The organism is Litoribrevibacter albus, assembly GCF_030159995.1.
Lineage (GTDB): Bacteria > Pseudomonadota > Gammaproteobacteria > Pseudomonadales > Litoribrevibacteraceae > Litoribrevibacter > Litoribrevibacter albus.
Genome location: NZ_BSNM01000009.1, coordinates 136575 through 153726 on the forward strand (window position 1 = coordinate 136575; position 17152 = coordinate 153726).

The 17152-nt window shown below is 43.6% G+C and carries 17 protein-coding genes; 6 read left to right on the forward strand and 11 right to left on the reverse strand.

The window, feature by feature from the left end:
- Positions 1 to 129: 129 nt before the first annotated feature.
- Complete coding sequence (locus tag QQL66_RS06560; RefSeq protein WP_284380187.1) at positions 130 to 849, reverse strand: YebC/PmpR family DNA-binding transcriptional regulator; 720 nt, start codon at positions 847 to 849, stop codon at positions 130 to 132.
- 151 nt (positions 850 to 1000) lie between these two features.
- On the reverse strand, positions 1001 to 1252 hold the full coding sequence (locus QQL66_RS06565) for a VF530 family protein (RefSeq protein WP_284380189.1): 252 nt from the start codon (positions 1250 to 1252) through the stop codon (positions 1001 to 1003).
- 186 nt (positions 1253 to 1438) lie between these two features.
- Between QQL66_RS06565 and QQL66_RS06570 the strand changes: the two genes are divergently transcribed.
- A complete protein-coding gene (locus tag QQL66_RS06570) occupies positions 1439 to 2194 on the forward strand; it encodes a transporter substrate-binding domain-containing protein (protein WP_284380192.1) in 756 nt (251 codons plus the stop codon).
- The gene (locus tag QQL66_RS06575) at positions 2195 to 3124 is read left to right on the forward strand and encodes a substrate-binding periplasmic protein (RefSeq protein ID WP_284380194.1); all 930 of its coding nucleotides are present in this window, start codon (positions 2195 to 2197) and stop codon (positions 3122 to 3124) included.
- Here QQL66_RS06575 and QQL66_RS06580 read toward each other — a convergent pair.
- The 4 genes from QQL66_RS06580 to QQL66_RS06595 form a co-directional block, all read right to left on the reverse strand.
- On the reverse strand, positions 3121 to 3414 hold the full coding sequence (locus QQL66_RS06580; protein WP_284380197.1) for a YciI family protein: 294 nt from the start codon (positions 3412 to 3414) through the stop codon (positions 3121 to 3123). The genes QQL66_RS06575 and QQL66_RS06580 overlap by 4 nt on opposite strands.
- 38 nt (positions 3415 to 3452) lie before the next feature.
- The gene (locus QQL66_RS06585; RefSeq protein WP_284380198.1) at positions 3453 to 4019 is read right to left on the reverse strand and encodes a LemA family protein; all 567 of its coding nucleotides are present in this window, start codon (positions 4017 to 4019) and stop codon (positions 3453 to 3455) included.
- Positions 4020 to 4048: 29 nt separating this feature from the next.
- On the reverse strand, positions 4049 to 5341 hold the full coding sequence (locus tag QQL66_RS06590; RefSeq protein ID WP_284380200.1) for a DUF3137 domain-containing protein: 1293 nt from the start codon (positions 5339 to 5341) through the stop codon (positions 4049 to 4051).
- Positions 5342 to 5641: 300 nt separating this feature from the next.
- On the reverse strand, positions 5642 to 7138 hold the full coding sequence (locus tag QQL66_RS06595) for an aldehyde dehydrogenase (RefSeq protein ID WP_284380202.1): 1497 nt from the start codon (positions 7136 to 7138) through the stop codon (positions 5642 to 5644).
- A gap of 261 nt (positions 7139 to 7399) precedes the next feature.
- Between QQL66_RS06595 and aptA the strand changes: the two genes are divergently transcribed.
- From aptA to QQL66_RS06615, 4 genes are all read left to right on the forward strand, one after another.
- Entirely contained in the window at positions 7400 to 8704 is a 1305-nt protein-coding gene (gene aptA / locus QQL66_RS06600; protein ID WP_284380204.1) for an omega-aminotransferase AptA, read from the forward strand.
- A 133-nt stretch (positions 8705 to 8837) separates the two neighbouring features.
- Positions 8838 to 10325, forward strand: coding sequence for a CoA-acylating methylmalonate-semialdehyde dehydrogenase (locus tag QQL66_RS06605; RefSeq protein WP_284380206.1), 1488 nt, complete (start codon positions 8838 to 8840; stop codon positions 10323 to 10325).
- 117 nt (positions 10326 to 10442) lie between these two features.
- On the forward strand, positions 10443 to 10799 hold the full coding sequence (locus tag QQL66_RS06610) for a cupin domain-containing protein (protein ID WP_284380208.1): 357 nt from the start codon (positions 10443 to 10445) through the stop codon (positions 10797 to 10799).
- A 125-nt stretch (positions 10800 to 10924) separates the two neighbouring features.
- Positions 10925 to 12223, forward strand: a complete 1299-nt coding sequence (locus QQL66_RS06615) for an NAD(P)/FAD-dependent oxidoreductase (protein WP_284380210.1) — start codon at positions 10925 to 10927, stop codon at positions 12221 to 12223.
- Between the two features lie 113 nt (positions 12224 to 12336).
- On the opposite strand, the gene QQL66_RS06620 is transcribed toward QQL66_RS06615, so the two are convergent.
- From QQL66_RS06620 to QQL66_RS06640, 5 genes are all read right to left on the reverse strand, one after another.
- Positions 12337 to 12750 (reverse strand): hypothetical protein, encoded by a 414-nt coding sequence (locus QQL66_RS06620; RefSeq protein WP_284380212.1) that lies wholly within the window; start codon positions 12748 to 12750, stop codon positions 12337 to 12339.
- A 526-nt stretch (positions 12751 to 13276) separates the two neighbouring features.
- The gene (locus QQL66_RS06625) at positions 13277 to 13585 is read right to left on the reverse strand and encodes a hypothetical protein (protein ID WP_284380214.1); all 309 of its coding nucleotides are present in this window, start codon (positions 13583 to 13585) and stop codon (positions 13277 to 13279) included.
- Between the two features lie 103 nt (positions 13586 to 13688).
- The gene (locus tag QQL66_RS06630) at positions 13689 to 15563 is read right to left on the reverse strand and encodes a caspase family protein (RefSeq protein WP_284380216.1); all 1875 of its coding nucleotides are present in this window, start codon (positions 15561 to 15563) and stop codon (positions 13689 to 13691) included.
- Complete coding sequence (locus QQL66_RS06635) at positions 15560 to 16165, reverse strand: hypothetical protein (RefSeq protein ID WP_284380218.1); 606 nt, start codon at positions 16163 to 16165, stop codon at positions 15560 to 15562. Before QQL66_RS06635 ends, QQL66_RS06630 begins: the two co-directional genes overlap by 4 nt.
- Positions 16166 to 16236: 71 nt before the next feature.
- Positions 16237 to 17019, reverse strand: coding sequence for a lysozyme inhibitor LprI family protein (locus QQL66_RS06640; protein ID WP_284380220.1), 783 nt, complete (start codon positions 17017 to 17019; stop codon positions 16237 to 16239).
- Between the last annotated feature and the right edge of the window lie 133 nt (positions 17020 to 17152).

The following is a 17152-nucleotide window of genomic DNA, read 5'->3' on the forward strand; positions in this document are numbered from 1 at the left end:
CAATCGCCCAGTTTTACTAAATAAAACATAAATTTATATAGACAACACAACAAACAGGCACAAAAAAGCACAGCCTTAGCTGTGCTTTTGGAGATCACGAAGATCAGAATGCCAGAGGTCTATAAAAGGTTATACGAACTCAGCATTGTGGTATACGTTCTGAACGTCTTCACAATCGTTCAGCATATCAACCAACTTTTCAAACATCTCTTTTTCGTCACCAGAAATCTCAGTCGTCATCTGAGGCAAGAAGGTGATTTCATCCATTTCGAAATTAATACCTTCAAAGTTGCTTTCCAGTGCTGTTTTCGCTTGATGGAATTCATTTGGCGGAACCATCACAGTGATCATACCGTCTTCGTTTTCGATTTCAGACACATCAATGTCTTCCATCATCAAGGCTTCAAGCACGGCTTCTTCGTCATCAGATTGAAATGCAAACACCGCTACGTGATCAAACAAGTGAGATACAGCGCCTTGTGCACCGATCTTAGACTTCGCTTTGTTGAAGCAAGTACGCACATCACCGTAGGTACGGTTGTTGTTATCGGTTAAGCAATCAACGATCACCATAGTGTTACCTGGGCCGAAACCTTCATAACGCGCGGCTACGTAATCTTCACCGGAACCACCTTTAGCCTTCTCGATCGCCTTATCAATTACATGACCAGGAACCTGATCCTTCTTAGCCTTATCAATCATACGACGCAAAGAAAGGTTACCATCCGGGTCAATACCACCGTTCTTAGCACACACGTAAATTTCTTTACCGTATTTAGAATACAGTTTCGTTTTCATGCCGGCTGTTTTAGCCATTGACTCTTTACGGTTTTGAAACGCTCTACCCATCGGATCTACTCTTACTTAACTGTGATCAAGAATTCTGGAAATCTTCTTTACGAAGACTTTCGACGATATTTTTAAAGCGGAATATTCTAATCCTTATATAAAGGAGGTTTCCAGAGCTTTTTCTAGAATATGAAAGATTATAGTAATGACATTAGCTGCTGAATTTACTCTTGGCACCGCCCCACGGGCCGCGTTTCATATCTAAAAACAAAGCTTCTACTTTCGCTCTGGCCCACGGTGTACGACGTAAGAACTTCAAACTCGATTTAATGCTCGGGTCTTTCTTGAAACAATTAAGATCGATTCGATTGGCTAAGCCATCCCAACCATAACGGTCTTCAAGCTCAATCAAAATATTCTCCAACGTCATGCCATGCATGGGGTCATTGGAATTGTGGTTCATACGCAGCCCTTAATTTCCTGATAAAAAGATGGGGAGAGTATATCAACGAAACGAAAAAGTAAGTTACCAGTTCCTTCATTTAATCTCTTTATTAATTACAGTCCAACAATCCCGGCGCAACAAACACGAGAACTTTCAAATCTGGTCTACAGTTAGATCACACATTGAGAGAAATGAGGTTTTGTTATGAAGCTCTGTACGATTCGCTCTATCACCCACCTACTCTGTTTGCTATTTATTTTATGCTTTAGCGTTATTTCTCGTGCTGAAACCATTTCAGCCGCTGGCGACCCCTGGCCTCCCTTCTTAGACCCGGATGAGCCCAAACAAGGGATTTCCCTTGAATTAGTCAGGGCGGCATTTGCAACTCAAGGCATCGAGGTTCAAATGAATTTTGTTCCCTGGGCCCGAGCCATTAAAGGCGTAAAAGAAGCAGATTACGATATTCTGGTCAGTACTTGGTATACCGAAGAACGAACTAAATATCTGGCCTACAGTGATCCATATTTAGAAAATCAAATTAAGTTTATTAAGCGTAAGGGTGATACCTTTGAATACGGCGGCTTAGACAGCCTGGCAGGTAAGAATGTGGCCGTTGTTCGTGATTATGGATATGGCGATCAGTTTTTAAACCATCCTGGGTTTAAACGACCTGAAGCAAAAGACCTGATGACTAATATTAAAAAACTGGTAAGTAGCCGTGTGGATCTCACCCTAGAGGATGAAATCGTTGCAAGAGCCTTGATAAATAAACAAGCTCCGCAATTACTGGATAAGATCGAATTCTCTCCAACACCACTCAGCAGTAATACATTGCACGTAACCGTGGGCCTCAAAAATAGCCTTAAAGACAAAATTCTTGATGCATTTAATAATGGGTTGAAGGAAATCAAAGCCAATGGTGTCTATGATTCCTTGCTTAAAACACATGGTGTGAAATAAATGAAACCGGTTGGTTTTCAGGTTGTGCTCTGTTCTCTTCTGGTAACCTTGGGTGGAGTTCCTGCTGTTGTGCTGGGATCTCCGCCATCAAGTCTTCAACCAGAACCAACGCCTGTGTCTTATCAAGTGCTAGCCGCTCATGGTGGAACAAGCGTTCCTCAAGCACAGACACAGACACAGACACAGACACAGACACAGACACAGACACAAAAATCATCCGCTCAAACGAAGCTGGTACATATCTCAGCAGGTGAATACCCTCCCTGGATCAGCGAGACACTAAAAGATAATGGTTTCATTGCCCAGGTCATCAGGGACAGTTTCGAATTAGAAGGCTATTCGGTCGAATTTACGTTTTTTCCCTGGAAACGGAACTACGATCAGGCGCGCAGAGGAAAATACGACGCAACGGCGTATTGGTACACCTCAGAAGAGCGAAAAAAAGATTTCTATTACAGTGACCCATTAAGTGTTGAGGCCACCCACTTCTTTTATCACAAATCCAAACCGCTTAAGAATTGGGAGACTCTGGAAGATCTCCAAGGCTTTAATGTAGGGGCTACCGATGGCTATACCTACACAGAAGAGTTTTGGGCACTGGCCAAATCAGGCAAACTTAACGTTGAAACGACGGTTAAAGACAAACTCAATCTGGCAAAGCTGTTACACCAAAGGATTGATGTTTTCCCGGTAGAAAAGCACCTTGCATTTAGTATTTTACAAAAGGAATTTAAGGCTCATGTCATTCACATGATTGATTATCATCCCAAGCCTCTGATGGAGACGACGGGCCACCTGCTCTTTCCTAAAGCATTGAAAACCTCTCCGGAGCTACTTCAACGATTTAATCGAGGCTTAGCTGAATTAAAGGCAAGTGGCCGTCATGATGAGATTTTTGACAGCACCTTATTTGAAAAAACTCAGAATTAAGCGTCCTCTTTCAGGGATTCAAACTCCGGTGCTGTCTTGGTCGGAATAAATTCAGTGACTTCATAATCAGCGACATCGGCTTTGAAAAAAGGGTCTTGTTCCAAAATCTTATCCAGTTCTTCCCGACTACTTACTTTCGCTAAGATCACTCCACCCGTACGAGGCACCTTCCTTCCTGAAGCTAAAAAGTGCCCTTTGGCATACTGCTCATCAAGATAAGCCACATGCGCTTCGATGAGCTTATCAACGTCCGTCAGTTCGGCTTTATAGGTTAATGAAACAACAAACATAAAATTCCCTTCCCTGCTAATAAAATACTGCTGATGTTCTAAAGGTTAGGCTTATATTCAAAACCACTCTGGGCTTCTGAATCCTGAAAGCTTTGGATCTTCTGCTTACGACATAGCATCCCATTAACTAAAGAACCTGGGAACATCTCAATGGCGTTATTGAAGTCTTCAACATTGCCATTAAAAATACGAATAGCCGCACCAATTTGAGACTGCTGTTCGCTGATTTCTGCCATCAACCGTAAATACACGTCACTGGCTTTTAGATCCGGATAGGCTTCCACCGTAACTTGTAAGCCTTGCATGAGTTCTTTGGTTCGCTGCTCAGCCTTAGCAAGTTTTTCAGGCTCAACACCGTTCCCCATTTCCGCAATGGCGCTACGAAGCTCTGTTACCGCCGTCAACACGGATGACTCGTGCAACTTGTATTGTTCAACCAGAGATTCTACTTGCGGAATAATTTTATTCTTTTGACGCTCTTGGGTTAAAACAGACGCCCACGCACGATCAACAGCGTTATGTTTACCAATAATTCCGTTATACAAGAGGATTGTTGGAATGACGATGATCGCCACAAGCCCTAGTAAAATTACTAATTCATTCATAGTTTATTCCTTGTCTATTTACATCCAATTTAAGCTGTCACTGGTTTATATGGTGTGGTGAAATTGTTATCACTGAAACGCATTAGATCGTGAATCAAATCCAACATATCCTGAACTTTCTGTAATTCGGTATGACCTGCAATTTCCTCAGCAAATTCCTTAGGATTTTCAAGGCCGTGCTTACGTTTAATCGCCAACAAATCATCAGTCACCGCCAAACACAACCGCCCATTAGGGGTAATTTCCACGACCGGTGATTTAAAGGCTTTGGCAAATGCCACTAAGCGTTCCTCAACTGCGGGCGTTAATAATCTGGCTGCATTCATAGTGTCATGAGCTCTGACTTTGAACTCACGATTAAATTCATTTGAGGTTCCACGATATTTCTCACCACTAAATTTGATACTTCTGTCAGCGTCCAGACTCAAACCTTTGGCATAAGGGAAGTCCAACAAGAAGCCATGTCGATAGTAGTGATCTCGCACTGTACGGGTTCGGGTATTTCCTTTTGAATCTGTATAGGTTTCTGTTCTTTTTCTGACATAGTGAAAACAATACATCTGATATTGAAAGCTGTGATCACTACCGGCAAAGCTCCCTTCGTACAGATTCTTTATACGTCGAATATCATTACCTCGAATGAACTCACGAAAGTCCTCACCAAGCTGCTTCGCCATTGCCTCACCATCGCATTTGACCGGCTTAAGCTGATTATTGAACAGCGCATCCATAATAAAAATCTGTTCAGAAACAGGATCACGCCACTTCGCCCTTTTACGAAGCCAAAACCACAGTAACCCACCCACTACAAGAGCGTGAATACCTAGACCAAACGAAGCATCATACCCACCGACAAATCGGCTGAGCGTAGAAAAATACTCCCAATATGAAAAATGCCACACAGGCAAGAACCAAAGCCCTATACCCAAACCAACTGAGACAAGCCCCCGTACCCAAGGCTTTTTGGAACCCTCCGGTAACGGCAGTCTTATATTACGATCATCCAGTAGAGTCCAAAGAACATACAGAGATACCGCTGGAAGCCAGAGAGAGCTAAACCCGATAAACCAAGAAACGGGTAAAAAGATGATGCCCATGCTGCCTAGCCGATAAGCAAGAAAGAACTCTAGCAACATCAGCACAACCATCGATAAATGAAGCCAGCAATAGATACGATACGGAGTATCGTCATAATCCAAAGGGCCTGTGTGATTTTCTACATCTTGAATAATCGATACCAACTCATCCTGAGAGTTTGCAGACTCTACACGAGCTTTAATATCCGCAATATTGGCAGTCACTTGACTATTGTGTGAATACATAAATTCCTTTTAGTACGGTAATTTCCAAGCAAAAGTGAACACGGTGAGCTGAAGATTGGGATTCCAAAAGAATGAAACACTCGACGCGGCCGTTGACCACTGTAGAACTTGTTCGTTAAGACTGAATGACTTAACTAAGTAAGTCGCAATTGATATTGACTATATTATCACTAATATATCGCACTAAACCAGTGCACCCAGCCCGTATACAGAACACAAATGAGAACTATTACTAAAAAATAGTGTTTAGAGTTTACAAAAAAGGGCTACCTAATTGGTAACCCATCACTGATACATTCACTAAAGCTTAATCCAGGTTGCCTTGATTTCTGAGTACTTATCAAAGGCATGAAGCGATTTATCACGGCCATTACCTGACTGTTTGTAACCACCAAACGGCGCAGTCATGTCACCACCATCATACTGATTAACCCAAACTGAGCCAGCTTTTAAGCCCTTCGCAAATCGATGAGCGCGGCTCAGATTGGATGTCCACACTGCAGCCGCTAAGCCATACACTGAGTCATTAGCAATCTTGAGTGCTTGTTCTTCGTCTTTAAAACGGATCACAGACAGCACAGGGCCAAAGATTTCTTCTTCTGCAATCGCCATGGTCGAGTCCACGTTTTCAAACACCGTTGGCTCAACGTACATGCCACCGGAAACAGGAGCGACTTTACTACCTCCTACAGTCAGTTTCGCACCTTGGCTTTGACCTTTTTCGATGTACCCCAAAACTCTCTCTAACTGGGTTTCATCAACAATGGCGCCGACATTCGTTTCCGGATCAAGAGGGTTGCCAGGCTTCCAGTTTTTAACGGCTGCCCTGACCTTCTCCATAAACGCATCCGCAATGCTATCTTCTACCAATAAACGAGAACCGGCTGTACAGACTTCCCCCTGATTGAAACAAATAGCACTGGCTGCAGCTTCGGCAGCGGCATCCAGATCTGGCGCATCGGCAAACACCACATTCGGCGATTTACCACCCGCTTCGGTCCATACCCGTTTCATGTTGGATTGACCAGCAAACACCATCAGTTGCTTGGCAACACCCGTAGAACCGGTGAACACCAAGGTATCTACGTCCATATGAAGCGCTAACGCTTTACCCACCGTATGACCAAAGCCAGGAAGCACATTGAATACCCCATCAGGAATGCCCGCTTCTTTAGCCAGTTGGGCAAGTTTAATAGCAGTCAGCGGAGACTTCTCGGACGGTTTAAGAATCACCGAATTACCCATTGCCAAGGCTGGTGCATATTTCCAGGTCGCCATGATCATTGGGAAATTCCAAGGTACAATTGCCGCTACAACGCCTACCGCTTCGCGAGTGACCATGCCTAATTCATTATGGGGAGTTGGCGCAATTTCGTCGTAGATTTTATCTGTGGCTTCTGCCGTCCAACGTAATGCGCGTAAGGTCGCATTCACGTCTACATTAAAAGAGTCATTAATCGGCTTACCCATATCAAGGGTTTCAAGTAACGCAAGCTCTTCAGCATTAGCCTCAATCAAATCAGCAAATGCTTGCAAAACCTTTTTGCGCTCAGCAGGCGCTTTATTGGACCATTCCCCGGAATTAAAAGCAGCTCGGGCAGCACTTACCGCAATATTGGCATCGACATCATCACAACTGGCTACTTTGCAAAGCAAACCATTATCGATAGGACTGATGCAATCAAAGGTGTCTCTACTTTGTGCATCGACTAACTGACCATTGATAAATGCACGACCTTCCATAGTGATTTGCTCTTTAAGAGCAGTCCAGTATTCAAGACTTTGAACATTAGTCATATCGATTACCTATTGTTTGACGTTCAATTTGAAGATAGACCTTACTCCAAAAGCTGCAACATTTTCAATATATCGAACACAAAGTTTTTAATCTCACTTTATTATTAAAAACAAAGAAGCCAGGTTTTATGAGCTCCCGAAGGCATCACGAAAGACAAATGTTGGCTTTTTGTTATTTTCTTCAATCAAAGGCTTGATGTTTTATTTTTTTGACATACACTCCCAAACATATGTTCAAAATAACAAACAGAGGTTTCAATCATGTCATCCACTTCTCTTGATGCTTTTTGGATGCCCTTCACTGCCAACCGTCAGTTTAAAGCTGAGCCACGTTTATTGGTCTCAGCAGAAGGGATGTACTACAAGTCGGATGATGGCCGATCCATTCTGGATGGCACCGCAGGACTATGGTGTACGAATGCTGGCCACGGACGTAAACAAATCTCAGAGGCAGTTGCCAAACAAATTCACGAGCTGGATTACGCACCTACCTTTCAAATGGGCCATCCTCTTCCGTTTGAGCTAGCACAACGTCTAGTTAAGCACAGCCCGGAAGGCATGAACCATGTTTTCTTCACAAACTCGGGTTCAGAATCCGTCGACACCGCGCTTAAAATTGCATTGGCTTATCATAAGGCCAAAGGCAATGGCAGCAAGACACGTCTAATTGGTCGTGAAAAAGGCTATCACGGCACCAACTTCGGTGGCATTTCTGTAGGCGGTCTGGGCAACAACCGTCGTTTCTTCGGTAGCCTTCTTACTGGCGTCGATCATCTGCAACATGCATGGACACCAGAAAACATCTTCAGTAAAGGCCTACCTGATCATGGTGTTGAACTGGCCGAAGAATTGAACACAATGATTCAACTTCATGGTGCCGAAAACATTGCCGCTGTTATTGTTGAACCCGTTGTTGGCTCAGGTGGTGTTTATATGCCACCGCAAGGCTATCTAAAGCGCCTTCGTGAAATTACCGCCCAAAACGACATCCTCCTAATTTTTGATGAAGTAATTACCGGGTATGGTCGTGTGGGTGAAGCCTTTGCAGCAAACCGCATGGGCGTTACTCCAGACATCATTACTACTGCGAAAGGCTTGACCAATGGTGCAATCCCAATGGGTGCCGTCTTTGTACAGGACTTCATCCACGATGCCTTCATGCATGGGCCAGAGGAAGTCATTGAACTCTTCCACGGTTACACCTATTCCGGTCATCCGGTTGCAGCGGCTGCGGCACTTGCTACGCTGGACATTTATGAACAAGAAAATCTGTTTAATAAAGCCATCGAATTAGAACAGCACTGGCAAGAAGCACTTCACTCGCTTCGTGAATACGATGTCGTAAAAGACATTCGTAACTACGGTCTGGTCGGCGCGGTTGAATTCCATCAAGGGGACAAACTAGGTGAGCGCGGCTACAAAGCCTTTAACCATTGTTTCTGGAAAGAAAACACCTTGGTTCGATGCACAGGCGATGTGATTGCCATGTCACCGCCACTGATTATCAGCGAAAACCAAATTGATGAACTGGTTGCATCGCTAGGCAATGCCATTAAAACGCTTTAATTGCCCTATTCTCTTTTACAGTTACTGGTTTTTACAACTACTGGTTTTTACAAGTACTGGTTTTTAGCAAGCAATCAATAAGCGTAACGACAAAGATTAACGACTTTAAATACATTAGAAGTACGGAATTCACATGAAGCAAATTACTCACTTTATTAACGGTCAAGTTACCGCTCCGAGCGAGCGCCAAGCGCCTGTTTTTAACCCCGCTTTGGGCGAACAAACCGCAGAAGTGTCTCTGGCATCGGCAAGCCAGGTTGAAGAAGCAATCTCGGTGGCCAAAACCGCATTCGAAAGCTGGTCGAAAGTTACCCCGTTGAATCGCGCCCGAATTCTTTTCAAGTTTAAGATGCTTCTGGATGAACGCATTGACGAACTGGCTGAGCTGATCAGCTCAGAGCACGGTAAAGTTTTTGAAGACGCTAAAGGCGAAATCATTCGCGGTGTTGAAGTGGTTGAGTTTGCATGTGGCATCCCTCAGATGCTGAAAGGTGAAATTACTGAACAAGTAGGTAGTGATGTTGATGCTTATTCTGTCAATCAGCCGCTAGGCGTTGTTGCTGGTATTTCACCATTTAACTTCCCGGCAATGGTACCTATGTGGATGTGGCCTGTGGCCATTGCTTGTGGCAACACCTTCGTTTTGAAACCCTCAGAGAAAGATCCATCAGCTTCTCTATTGATCGCCGAATGGTTAAAAGAATGTGGCCTCCCGGATGGTGTTTTCAATGTTGTGAATGGTGATAAAGAAGCCGTTGATGTCCTTCTGACGCACCCCGACATTCAGGCGGTCAGCTTCGTAGGTTCGACACCAATTGCAGAGTATATCTACTCCACCGCGAGCAAGCATTGCAAGCGTGTTCAAGCGTTAGGCGGTGCCAAAAACCACATGGTTGTCATGCCGGATGCCGACATCGATTCAGCCGTAAATGCGTTGATGGGTGCTGCTTATGGCTCTGCAGGTGAACGCTGTATGGCGATCTCTGTGGCCGTTGCCGTGGGGGACATTGCGGATGAACTGGTCGAAAAATTAGCCGCCAAAACTCGCGAGCTTAAAATCGGTAATGGTGCTAATCGAGGCCTGGACATGGGGCCACTGGTCACCAAAGAACATTTAGCCAAAGTGAAAGGCTATGTAGATACCGGTGTTTCTGAAGGCGCTACTCTGGTTGTTGATGGCCGAGATCTGTCTGTCGATGGCTGTGAAAATGGCTTCTTCATGGGCGGCTGTTTATTCGACAACGTAACCACCGGCATGACCATCTACCAGGAAGAAATCTTTGGCCCGGTCCTTTGTGTGGTGCGTGTTCCTGATTACGCCACCGCCGCCCAAATGATCAACGATCATGAATACGGCAACGGCACCAGTATATTTACCCGCAGCGGTGCAGTGGCCCGCAAGTTTACACATGACATTCAGGTGGGCATGGTAGGCGTGAATGTGCCTATCCCTGTACCGATGGCGTTCCATGCATTTGGGGGTTGGAAACGTTCGTTGTTTGGCAGCAACCATGTTCATGGCCCTGAAGGCGTTCGTTTCTACACCAAACGCAAAGCCGTCACGGTTCGTTGGCCGGAAGGCGACATCGGGGCTGAGTTCGTCATGCCGACGATGAAATAAGCGATCAATAAAACCGCCTAAATAGCACAAGAGAACATCCCTTGTTCGCCCTCCCCTGATTTCCAAAAAATCATGAGGGCTTTTTTAGGACAGCCAACCATTTTGGAACAGTCGATTATGAGCATTCAAAGCATTAAAGATGTCAGCGCGGATAACATCCCTGCTGACAATTACCTCCCTGACGATGAGAAAATCCTTTCTGGTCGCCCAGAACAAAATGTCTGGAATGTTTTCTCGTCCAAAGATGATAAATTTCACACCGGAATTTGGGATGCTCAAGCCGGGCATTGGAAAGTCAGCTACACGGAAGATGAGTACTGCGTCATTCTGGGAGGTGAATCCATCATTCATGATGCCGACGGAAACACCAAACGAGTAAAACAAGGCGATCACTTTGTGATTCCCGCTGGTTTTCAGGGCACCTGGGAAGTACCAAGCTATTGTAAAAAGATCTACGTCATTTACGAAGCCTGAGCATTTCAGAAGATCATTTAGTACAGATAAAGCAAGACAGATAAACAAAGACAAATCGAACCAAGAATAACGAAAAACAAAACTCATAACCCTCAGTAGTAGACAAACCAAGGTCAGGAGCTGATATGAAACGTACGCCGCATACCAATTCTTATTACGCAGCCACAGCGAATCAGAAAAGCGATCGACCCCCTCTTACTGAAGCTCTAGACACCCAAATCTGTATTCTAGGTGCCGGTTTTACAGGTATCTCCAGCGCCCTACATTTGGCTGAAGCGGGTTATAAAGTGATCGTACTGGAAGCCGCACGCATTGGCTTTGGAGCCAGCGGACGCAACGGCGGCCAATTAGTAAACAGCTACAGCCGAGACATTGATACCATTGAAAACAACTACGGTTCGGACCTCGGCAGCGCACTGGGCAATATGGCCTTCGAAGGTGGCAACATCATTCGTGAGCGCATTGAAAAGTACAACATCGACTGTGACTACAAAGAAGGCGGTATTTTTGCGGCCTTTAATGACAAACAATTCAACGAACTAAAAGAGCAAAAAGCCCTTTGGGAACGCTACGGCAATGATCAGTTAGAACTCCTGAATGAAGACGCCATCCGTGAACACATTGCCACTGATCGATACATTGGCGGCTTACTGGATCATTCAGGCGGACACATTCACCCGCTCAATCTGGTGCTTGGCGAAGCTGCCGCCTTCGAATCCTTAGGTGGACAAATCTTTGAAGACTCAACAGTTATCAAAATTGATCGCAACGAACACACCCCAGGCAAGCGCCCGAAAGTCTTCACCGAACAAGGCTCCATCACCTGCGACTACCTACTACTCGCAGGTAATGCTTATATGGGCGGATTAGTCCCTGAGTTATCGGCTAAATCCATGCCGTGCGGCACTCAGATTGTTACCACCGAAGTCCTGGATGAAAGCACCGCTCGATCACTGATTCCTAAAGGCCATTGCGTTGAGGACTGTAATTTCAAGCTCGACTACTATCGTGTCACCCGTGATAACCGACTGCTGTACGGCGGCGGTGTGACCTACGGCGGTGGCGACCCGGCTTCTATCGAACAGTTTGTACGTGGACACTTAGAAAAGACCTTCCCTCAATTGAAAGGCGTTCGATTTGATTACGCCTGGGGCGGCGACTTCCTTCTGACCATGAGCCGCCTCCCACAACTAGGCCGACTAACTGATACAATCTACTACGCTCAGGGCTACAGCGGTCATGGCGTCACCACAACACATTTGGTTGGTAAACTGGTAGCGGAAACCATCAAAGGCCACGCAGAGCGCTTTGACTCCTTTGCTGCGTTGAAACACTACCCATTCCCTGGCGGACGCATGTTTAGAGTGCCTTACACCGCCATTGGTGCGTTCTATTATGGATTGAGGGATAAGTTGGGGATTTAAATATTTCTCTTCTACAGCCGGAACCGAATTAACAGCCAAGCTAAGGGGCACCCTGCCCCTAGTAATTGCCGATATACATGAAATGCATAATCGCATTCACACACATGGTTACATCATTCCTTTAGCTTTCCTTTAAACCATTTTACTTGGTGTGCATCACTCCACCACCAACGCTCCTTCGTCCATGTAAAAGTCGTTTCAATGTTTTTTCCTCGTACGGTTCCCTCCCAAACGATCTTTCCGTGATCATCACTTAGTGAGGTAGACATAAATTGTATGCCATCGGCCGTTTCTTCAGCTGTATATACGCTGGGACTAAATCCCCACTCAACGCATCCTGACGATGAAAACATACCGTTGGTAAAACTAAGTTCATCATCGCCATCCTGATCTGCCGTACTGCCTTGCATACCAGTCTCGCCAATAAAATGCAGTCCATCCAAAGGAGCGCTAAGCGCACTCGGATTAACTGATGCAAGAAATAGAAGTAAAAAGAAGCTATAAAAAATTCGATTTTTGTACATCATCACATTCTCCACCCATACTGTTTTTTGTCCTGCCAACAAAAACAATGGCTCCGTTTAAAGTATAGAGAAGAATGGTTGACCACGAATGCTGAGAAACAGTAACTCGCTGTTAGCTGGTAAAAGTAAGTCTAGAGGACCTCTGTCTTGAATTGGTAATGAGTAGTCCGCCTGTTTCGCGTTGGAGCTGCCCTTCGTTCGAGTGACTTATAACTGGACGCATGTAGTTAAGCGAGCCCGACTATTGAAGCGCCGGATGCGAGGGTAACGGATTGATTTCTAGGGTGTCACCTCACGACTTTTTGAGGATAGACACATGCTGAGGGTATCCTCAGTAGAACCACGATAGATGTTGGTGATGGTTCGGCACTCCGACAGTTCTTACGAACTGACAACAGCAATGAAAGAATCGGCAGTGGTGCCAATAAGAGGAAACAGAACAGACTATTAAGAATCGAGCTCTGACCTTGGAGGGCCTTCAAGTTTTTGCGCCTTGACAACCCCCGGTCATATAGATGTTAGAAGTAATTTACCTTCCGTGCTTTCCACCTACGAGTAAATCATAACTCCACTCAAAACTTGCATTTGGAAATAGCTTTTCAAATTTGGCTTTTACACTAGACATATCCGGATCAAGAATACGATCATCGGCAACTGAAACTTTAGTAATATTCTTGTATTTCGCAATTCGCTTATACAAGTTTGATAATCCAACTTCACTGTAGCATTTGGCTCCTACTCTAAGTGAAATAACCTCTTCAGCAGAAACCTCTTTTTCAGCTCTTTCAAGCTCACTTTTATCCCAAAGAATAAGATTTCCTTCTGTGAATATTTCCATATGCTCGAATTCCCGATTACTTCTAACGCCCGCAACACCGGACAATTTGTAGCGAAGCGGAGAATTGTTCCGAGTGCTTGCGATTGTTATGTTTTTTCACGGATTAAACCATTAGAGGAATACGATCAGGTTGAACAAAAGAACTGGCAACACAGGAATATTTCTCAATAGAGCTTAAGGAAGAAAGATCAATTTCTGAATATTTTTCAAAATGCTCTTTAACAATATCGCTGAAGTCTTTGCACGTCCAAAAATTTGATCCACATCGGAGAACCATATTGAATCCGTTTTCTATTATTTTACCTCCAAACTGGCCAATATTTCCGGGGATAAATAGGTGAAAACTATGCCTATCCAAAGCATGCAAAACTAAATCTACATCTTCACCTATGCCATAGGCATTAGACTGTAGTAATAATGAAGCACCCAGACTATCCGGATTGGACTTGTACTCTATATTCACCTTATTCTGTGTATATCTTTGAATTAGGAATTTTAACGTGTTTTCAGCAGGCAAATTAAGAGCCGCAACTTGTCCTGTACAGCCAATATAGTCGCGCATATAGGAGATAAGGAGGTCTTTAACTTGCTCCCCTTTACCTAAAGCATGGTATACCCCAAAAAAAGAATGTAGGTACGGAGCCTGCTCTTCAGACATAACCATAAGGTGGCCACTATAGTCCTTACGAACCAAATCAAGGAATGCAGAAACTTTTTCGTTTACCCCTTCGTCAACCAATAATAATTGCGAAAAATACCCTACCAGCTTTGATAATCTGATAGGTAAATAGTAATAATTTGATAGTACATCAAATCCAGCCCCTTCCTTGTTTATCAAGTAATATTTGTCTTCTTGAAGGTTTTCCAATGTATCATCAAGCAATCTGATTCCATAAAACTTGAATAAAGCCATGAATTCAGAAAAGGCTACTCGAGCCTTCTCGTTTGACAAGTGAGGAATGAGGACTGTGGAAATAGCGTTGATCAGCTCAAGCTGTTTAAAATCATATTCAGGACTAAATTTCTCTATGAATCGATAGCCAACGCCTTTTAGCAAGGTTACTAGATCATCAGTGTTATCAACTGCTTCCCCTGCAGATCTAATCACCTCTAAAAATTCACGAACACCTTCTGTATTGCCTAGGTCGTCATATAGCCCCCAAAGATCATCTTTATAATTCAGTAGCACCATTCCGACTCTAGACGCAGGTGGAATAAACGAAAAATCATGAGTTGAAATTGTGTCATCTTGACTATGATATGGATTTTTAGAAAATATGCTTGGCCCGTAAAGATTCATCCCCCAAGAAGAAGGTGTCTGATCCCTTCCTTCTTGTATAAATTTCGTCGAAATTACACGTCCTAGATTTACAAGATCGAGGAATTCAACATCTGAATTAACTTTGTCTCTTCCAGAAATTAGATTTATTAGACTACCTGTTAGTAGTCCTTGGCCCGCCACCTCACCAGCATATTCATCTGAGGCAGCTGCTGCTAGTATTGAAATACCAAATGAACCTTTAGCTCCCATAAGTTCGGGTTTTATCAGAGACAACAAGTCATTAACTAATCCTGCGGTGTTACAGGCGTCAATGACCAAATTTACGTGCTTAACCCCCGAAGACGAGACTATTCTAAAGATCTCGGTTAGCGATAGTCCAGTAAAGCTCATTCTGTCTGTCTTAGTCTCGTTTAAGCAAAGGTAGTACGTACCGTCAACCACCCCTCCGTGCCCCGCGAAGAATAACGTAAAAATATCTGGACATTCTTTATCGAATAAAGCTTCTTCGAGCGTTCCTTTAACATCACTTATTACTGGGGACTTCAGAAAATATGAGCTTTCTTTTTCGTATATCGAGTATTCTGAGTCAACTAAGACATCATAAACCGCTAATGCATCATTTTCAGCACCGGACAGATTATTAAGCGTTTCACTCTGGTAGTTGTCACAACCAATAGAGACTAAATAAGCCTTCATATATCTATACCTTTGTACCTATTTAGTCTTTCTTTTTCTTTTAATAGTGCTGCCTCAGATTTTTCTTGTTTTATTCTTTCTACTTCTGCATGAAATTCTTCATCCTGTGCTTCCAGTGACTGCATTAGAGGTTCCGCAGCATCAGTACCGACATGAATCTGTGGGAGTTCTACTTGGCCATTTTCGTTAACGCTAAACTCAACTTTTTTCAGCATCTCTAAAAACGCCTCGGCTTGAGAGACATATTCTTTTTGGTCTACAGTATTCCCAATTTTTTCACAGCTTTCGCTTATCGTCTGAAACATGCCCTGCATAGTTTGAGAGGTAAAGCCTTCAATAAAAGTATTAAGGAATTGAAAAAACTGATTAATGTCGTTTTTAATAAGGTCTTCATATCCAATACTTAGCTCAACGCCAGCCTCTTTGAATGATGATTCTTCTGTTCCATCCTCTCTAACCGTCAGCCAGCTTCTTCCGTGTTGAAAGCTATGCATATTATCCTTAGACACGTACTGAGAAATCTGCTCTCTATGCGCTCTGATAGCCATCTCAAGCAGGGCTTTTCCAAACTCTTTTGATTCAGTCTTATAAGAAAATGGCAAATGACTCTCCTACTGTGGAAACATAACGCTTGTAGCAGTTGCCAACGGTCCACTGCCTACATTTGTTATGACTAGCTGCTTTGTGCACAACTGTTTAAATTCAATTTCAAAATTTCTTTTTCATAATTCAAGTAATCTTTCCCAACATTTAGCTCTACCTCATTTATTACTTGATACTGGCCTTCAATGGAACAAGCCAACCTCAATACAGCCGAATGTCCCATACCTTGGCAGGTACGACCATAAGTAGCTCTATAAATAACCGCATTCATTGATACTTTGATTAGGTTATAGGTAGCGTAAGTACAGTCGGGGCCAATGTTAGAAAGTAAGCTTTCTTTTTGTAAGCTGTAAAAGAAGTCATCAATTTGATTTTCTTTGCGATCACCTACACCCCAAAGCTCAAGCATTTCTCTTTCAACCTCACTAATTTCTTTATATGCAGCTTCTTGTTTTTCCTCTGGAAACTGTCTAATTAGATAGTAAAGTCTAGATATTCCCCACTGATAGCATTCAGTTAGATATTTCCTACTGCACTCAAATCCGTCTTCATCCCCGATATCATATCGATTGTAATATTCGTTTCTATATTTCAACCATTCACGTTGAGTACGTCTAACGATAAGGCTATCCGGGCTATGTTTAAGCGTAATTTTAAATAGCTCTCCAAGAAAGAAATCCAACTCGCCTAAATCATGAGAACTCTCACTAAAACATATCTTCTTTTCAATCTCGGTAGAAGCCAAATCACAATTGAAGGATGGTGGTATGCTATTTACTGCTCCCAATTCAGAGTAGGTCTTGGATAATGTAATGCAGGGAATTAAAATTAGTAAAAAAGCAAGGTATTTCACACCGTATCCTTTCTGTCATAACAGCGAATTCTGCGTCCCTAAGACGCAGATCAGTTTTTCCTATATTGCGAACCATTCTCCGACGTATTCACTATTAAAACAACAGCTTAACACGCAATCATTTGGTCTATTT

Bases quoted from the DNA above. Each gene is read 5' to 3' on its own strand.
- QQL66_RS06575 (WP_284380194.1), top strand. From the start codon at position 2,195: ATGAAACCGGTTGGTTTTCAGGTTGTGCTCTGTTCTCTTCTGGTAACC.
- QQL66_RS06585 (WP_284380198.1), bottom strand. From the start codon at position 4,019: ATGAATGAATTAGTAATTTTACTAGGGCTTGTGGCGATCATCGTCATT.
- QQL66_RS06625 (WP_284380214.1), bottom strand. From the start codon at position 13,585: ATGGAAATATTCACAGAAGGAAATCTTATTCTTTGGGATAAAAGTGAG.
- QQL66_RS06590 (WP_284380200.1), bottom strand. From the start codon at position 5,341: ATGTATTCACACAATAGTCAAGTGACTGCCAATATTGCGGATATTAAA.
- QQL66_RS06570 (WP_284380192.1), top strand. From the start codon at position 1,439: ATGAAGCTCTGTACGATTCGCTCTATCACCCACCTACTCTGTTTGCTA.
- QQL66_RS06580 (WP_284380197.1), bottom strand. From the start codon at position 3,414: ATGTTTGTTGTTTCATTAACCTATAAAGCCGAACTGACGGACGTTGAT.
- QQL66_RS06630 (WP_284380216.1), bottom strand. From the start codon at position 15,563: ATGAAGGCTTATTTAGTCTCTATTGGTTGTGACAACTACCAGAGTGAA.
- QQL66_RS06565 (WP_284380189.1), bottom strand. From the start codon at position 1,252: ATGAACCACAATTCCAATGACCCCATGCATGGCATGACGTTGGAGAAT.
- QQL66_RS06605 (WP_284380206.1), top strand. From the start codon at position 8,838: ATGAAGCAAATTACTCACTTTATTAACGGTCAAGTTACCGCTCCGAGC.
- aptA (WP_284380204.1), top strand. From the start codon at position 7,400: ATGTCATCCACTTCTCTTGATGCTTTTTGGATGCCCTTCACTGCCAAC.
- QQL66_RS06560 (WP_284380187.1), bottom strand. From the start codon at position 849: ATGGGTAGAGCGTTTCAAAACCGTAAAGAGTCAATGGCTAAAACAGCC.
- QQL66_RS06610 (WP_284380208.1), top strand. From the start codon at position 10,443: ATGAGCATTCAAAGCATTAAAGATGTCAGCGCGGATAACATCCCTGCT.
- QQL66_RS06615 (WP_284380210.1), top strand. From the start codon at position 10,925: ATGAAACGTACGCCGCATACCAATTCTTATTACGCAGCCACAGCGAAT.
- QQL66_RS06595 (WP_284380202.1), bottom strand. From the start codon at position 7,138: ATGACTAATGTTCAAAGTCTTGAATACTGGACTGCTCTTAAAGAGCAA.
- QQL66_RS06620 (WP_284380212.1), bottom strand. From the start codon at position 12,750: ATGATGTACAAAAATCGAATTTTTTATAGCTTCTTTTTACTTCTATTT.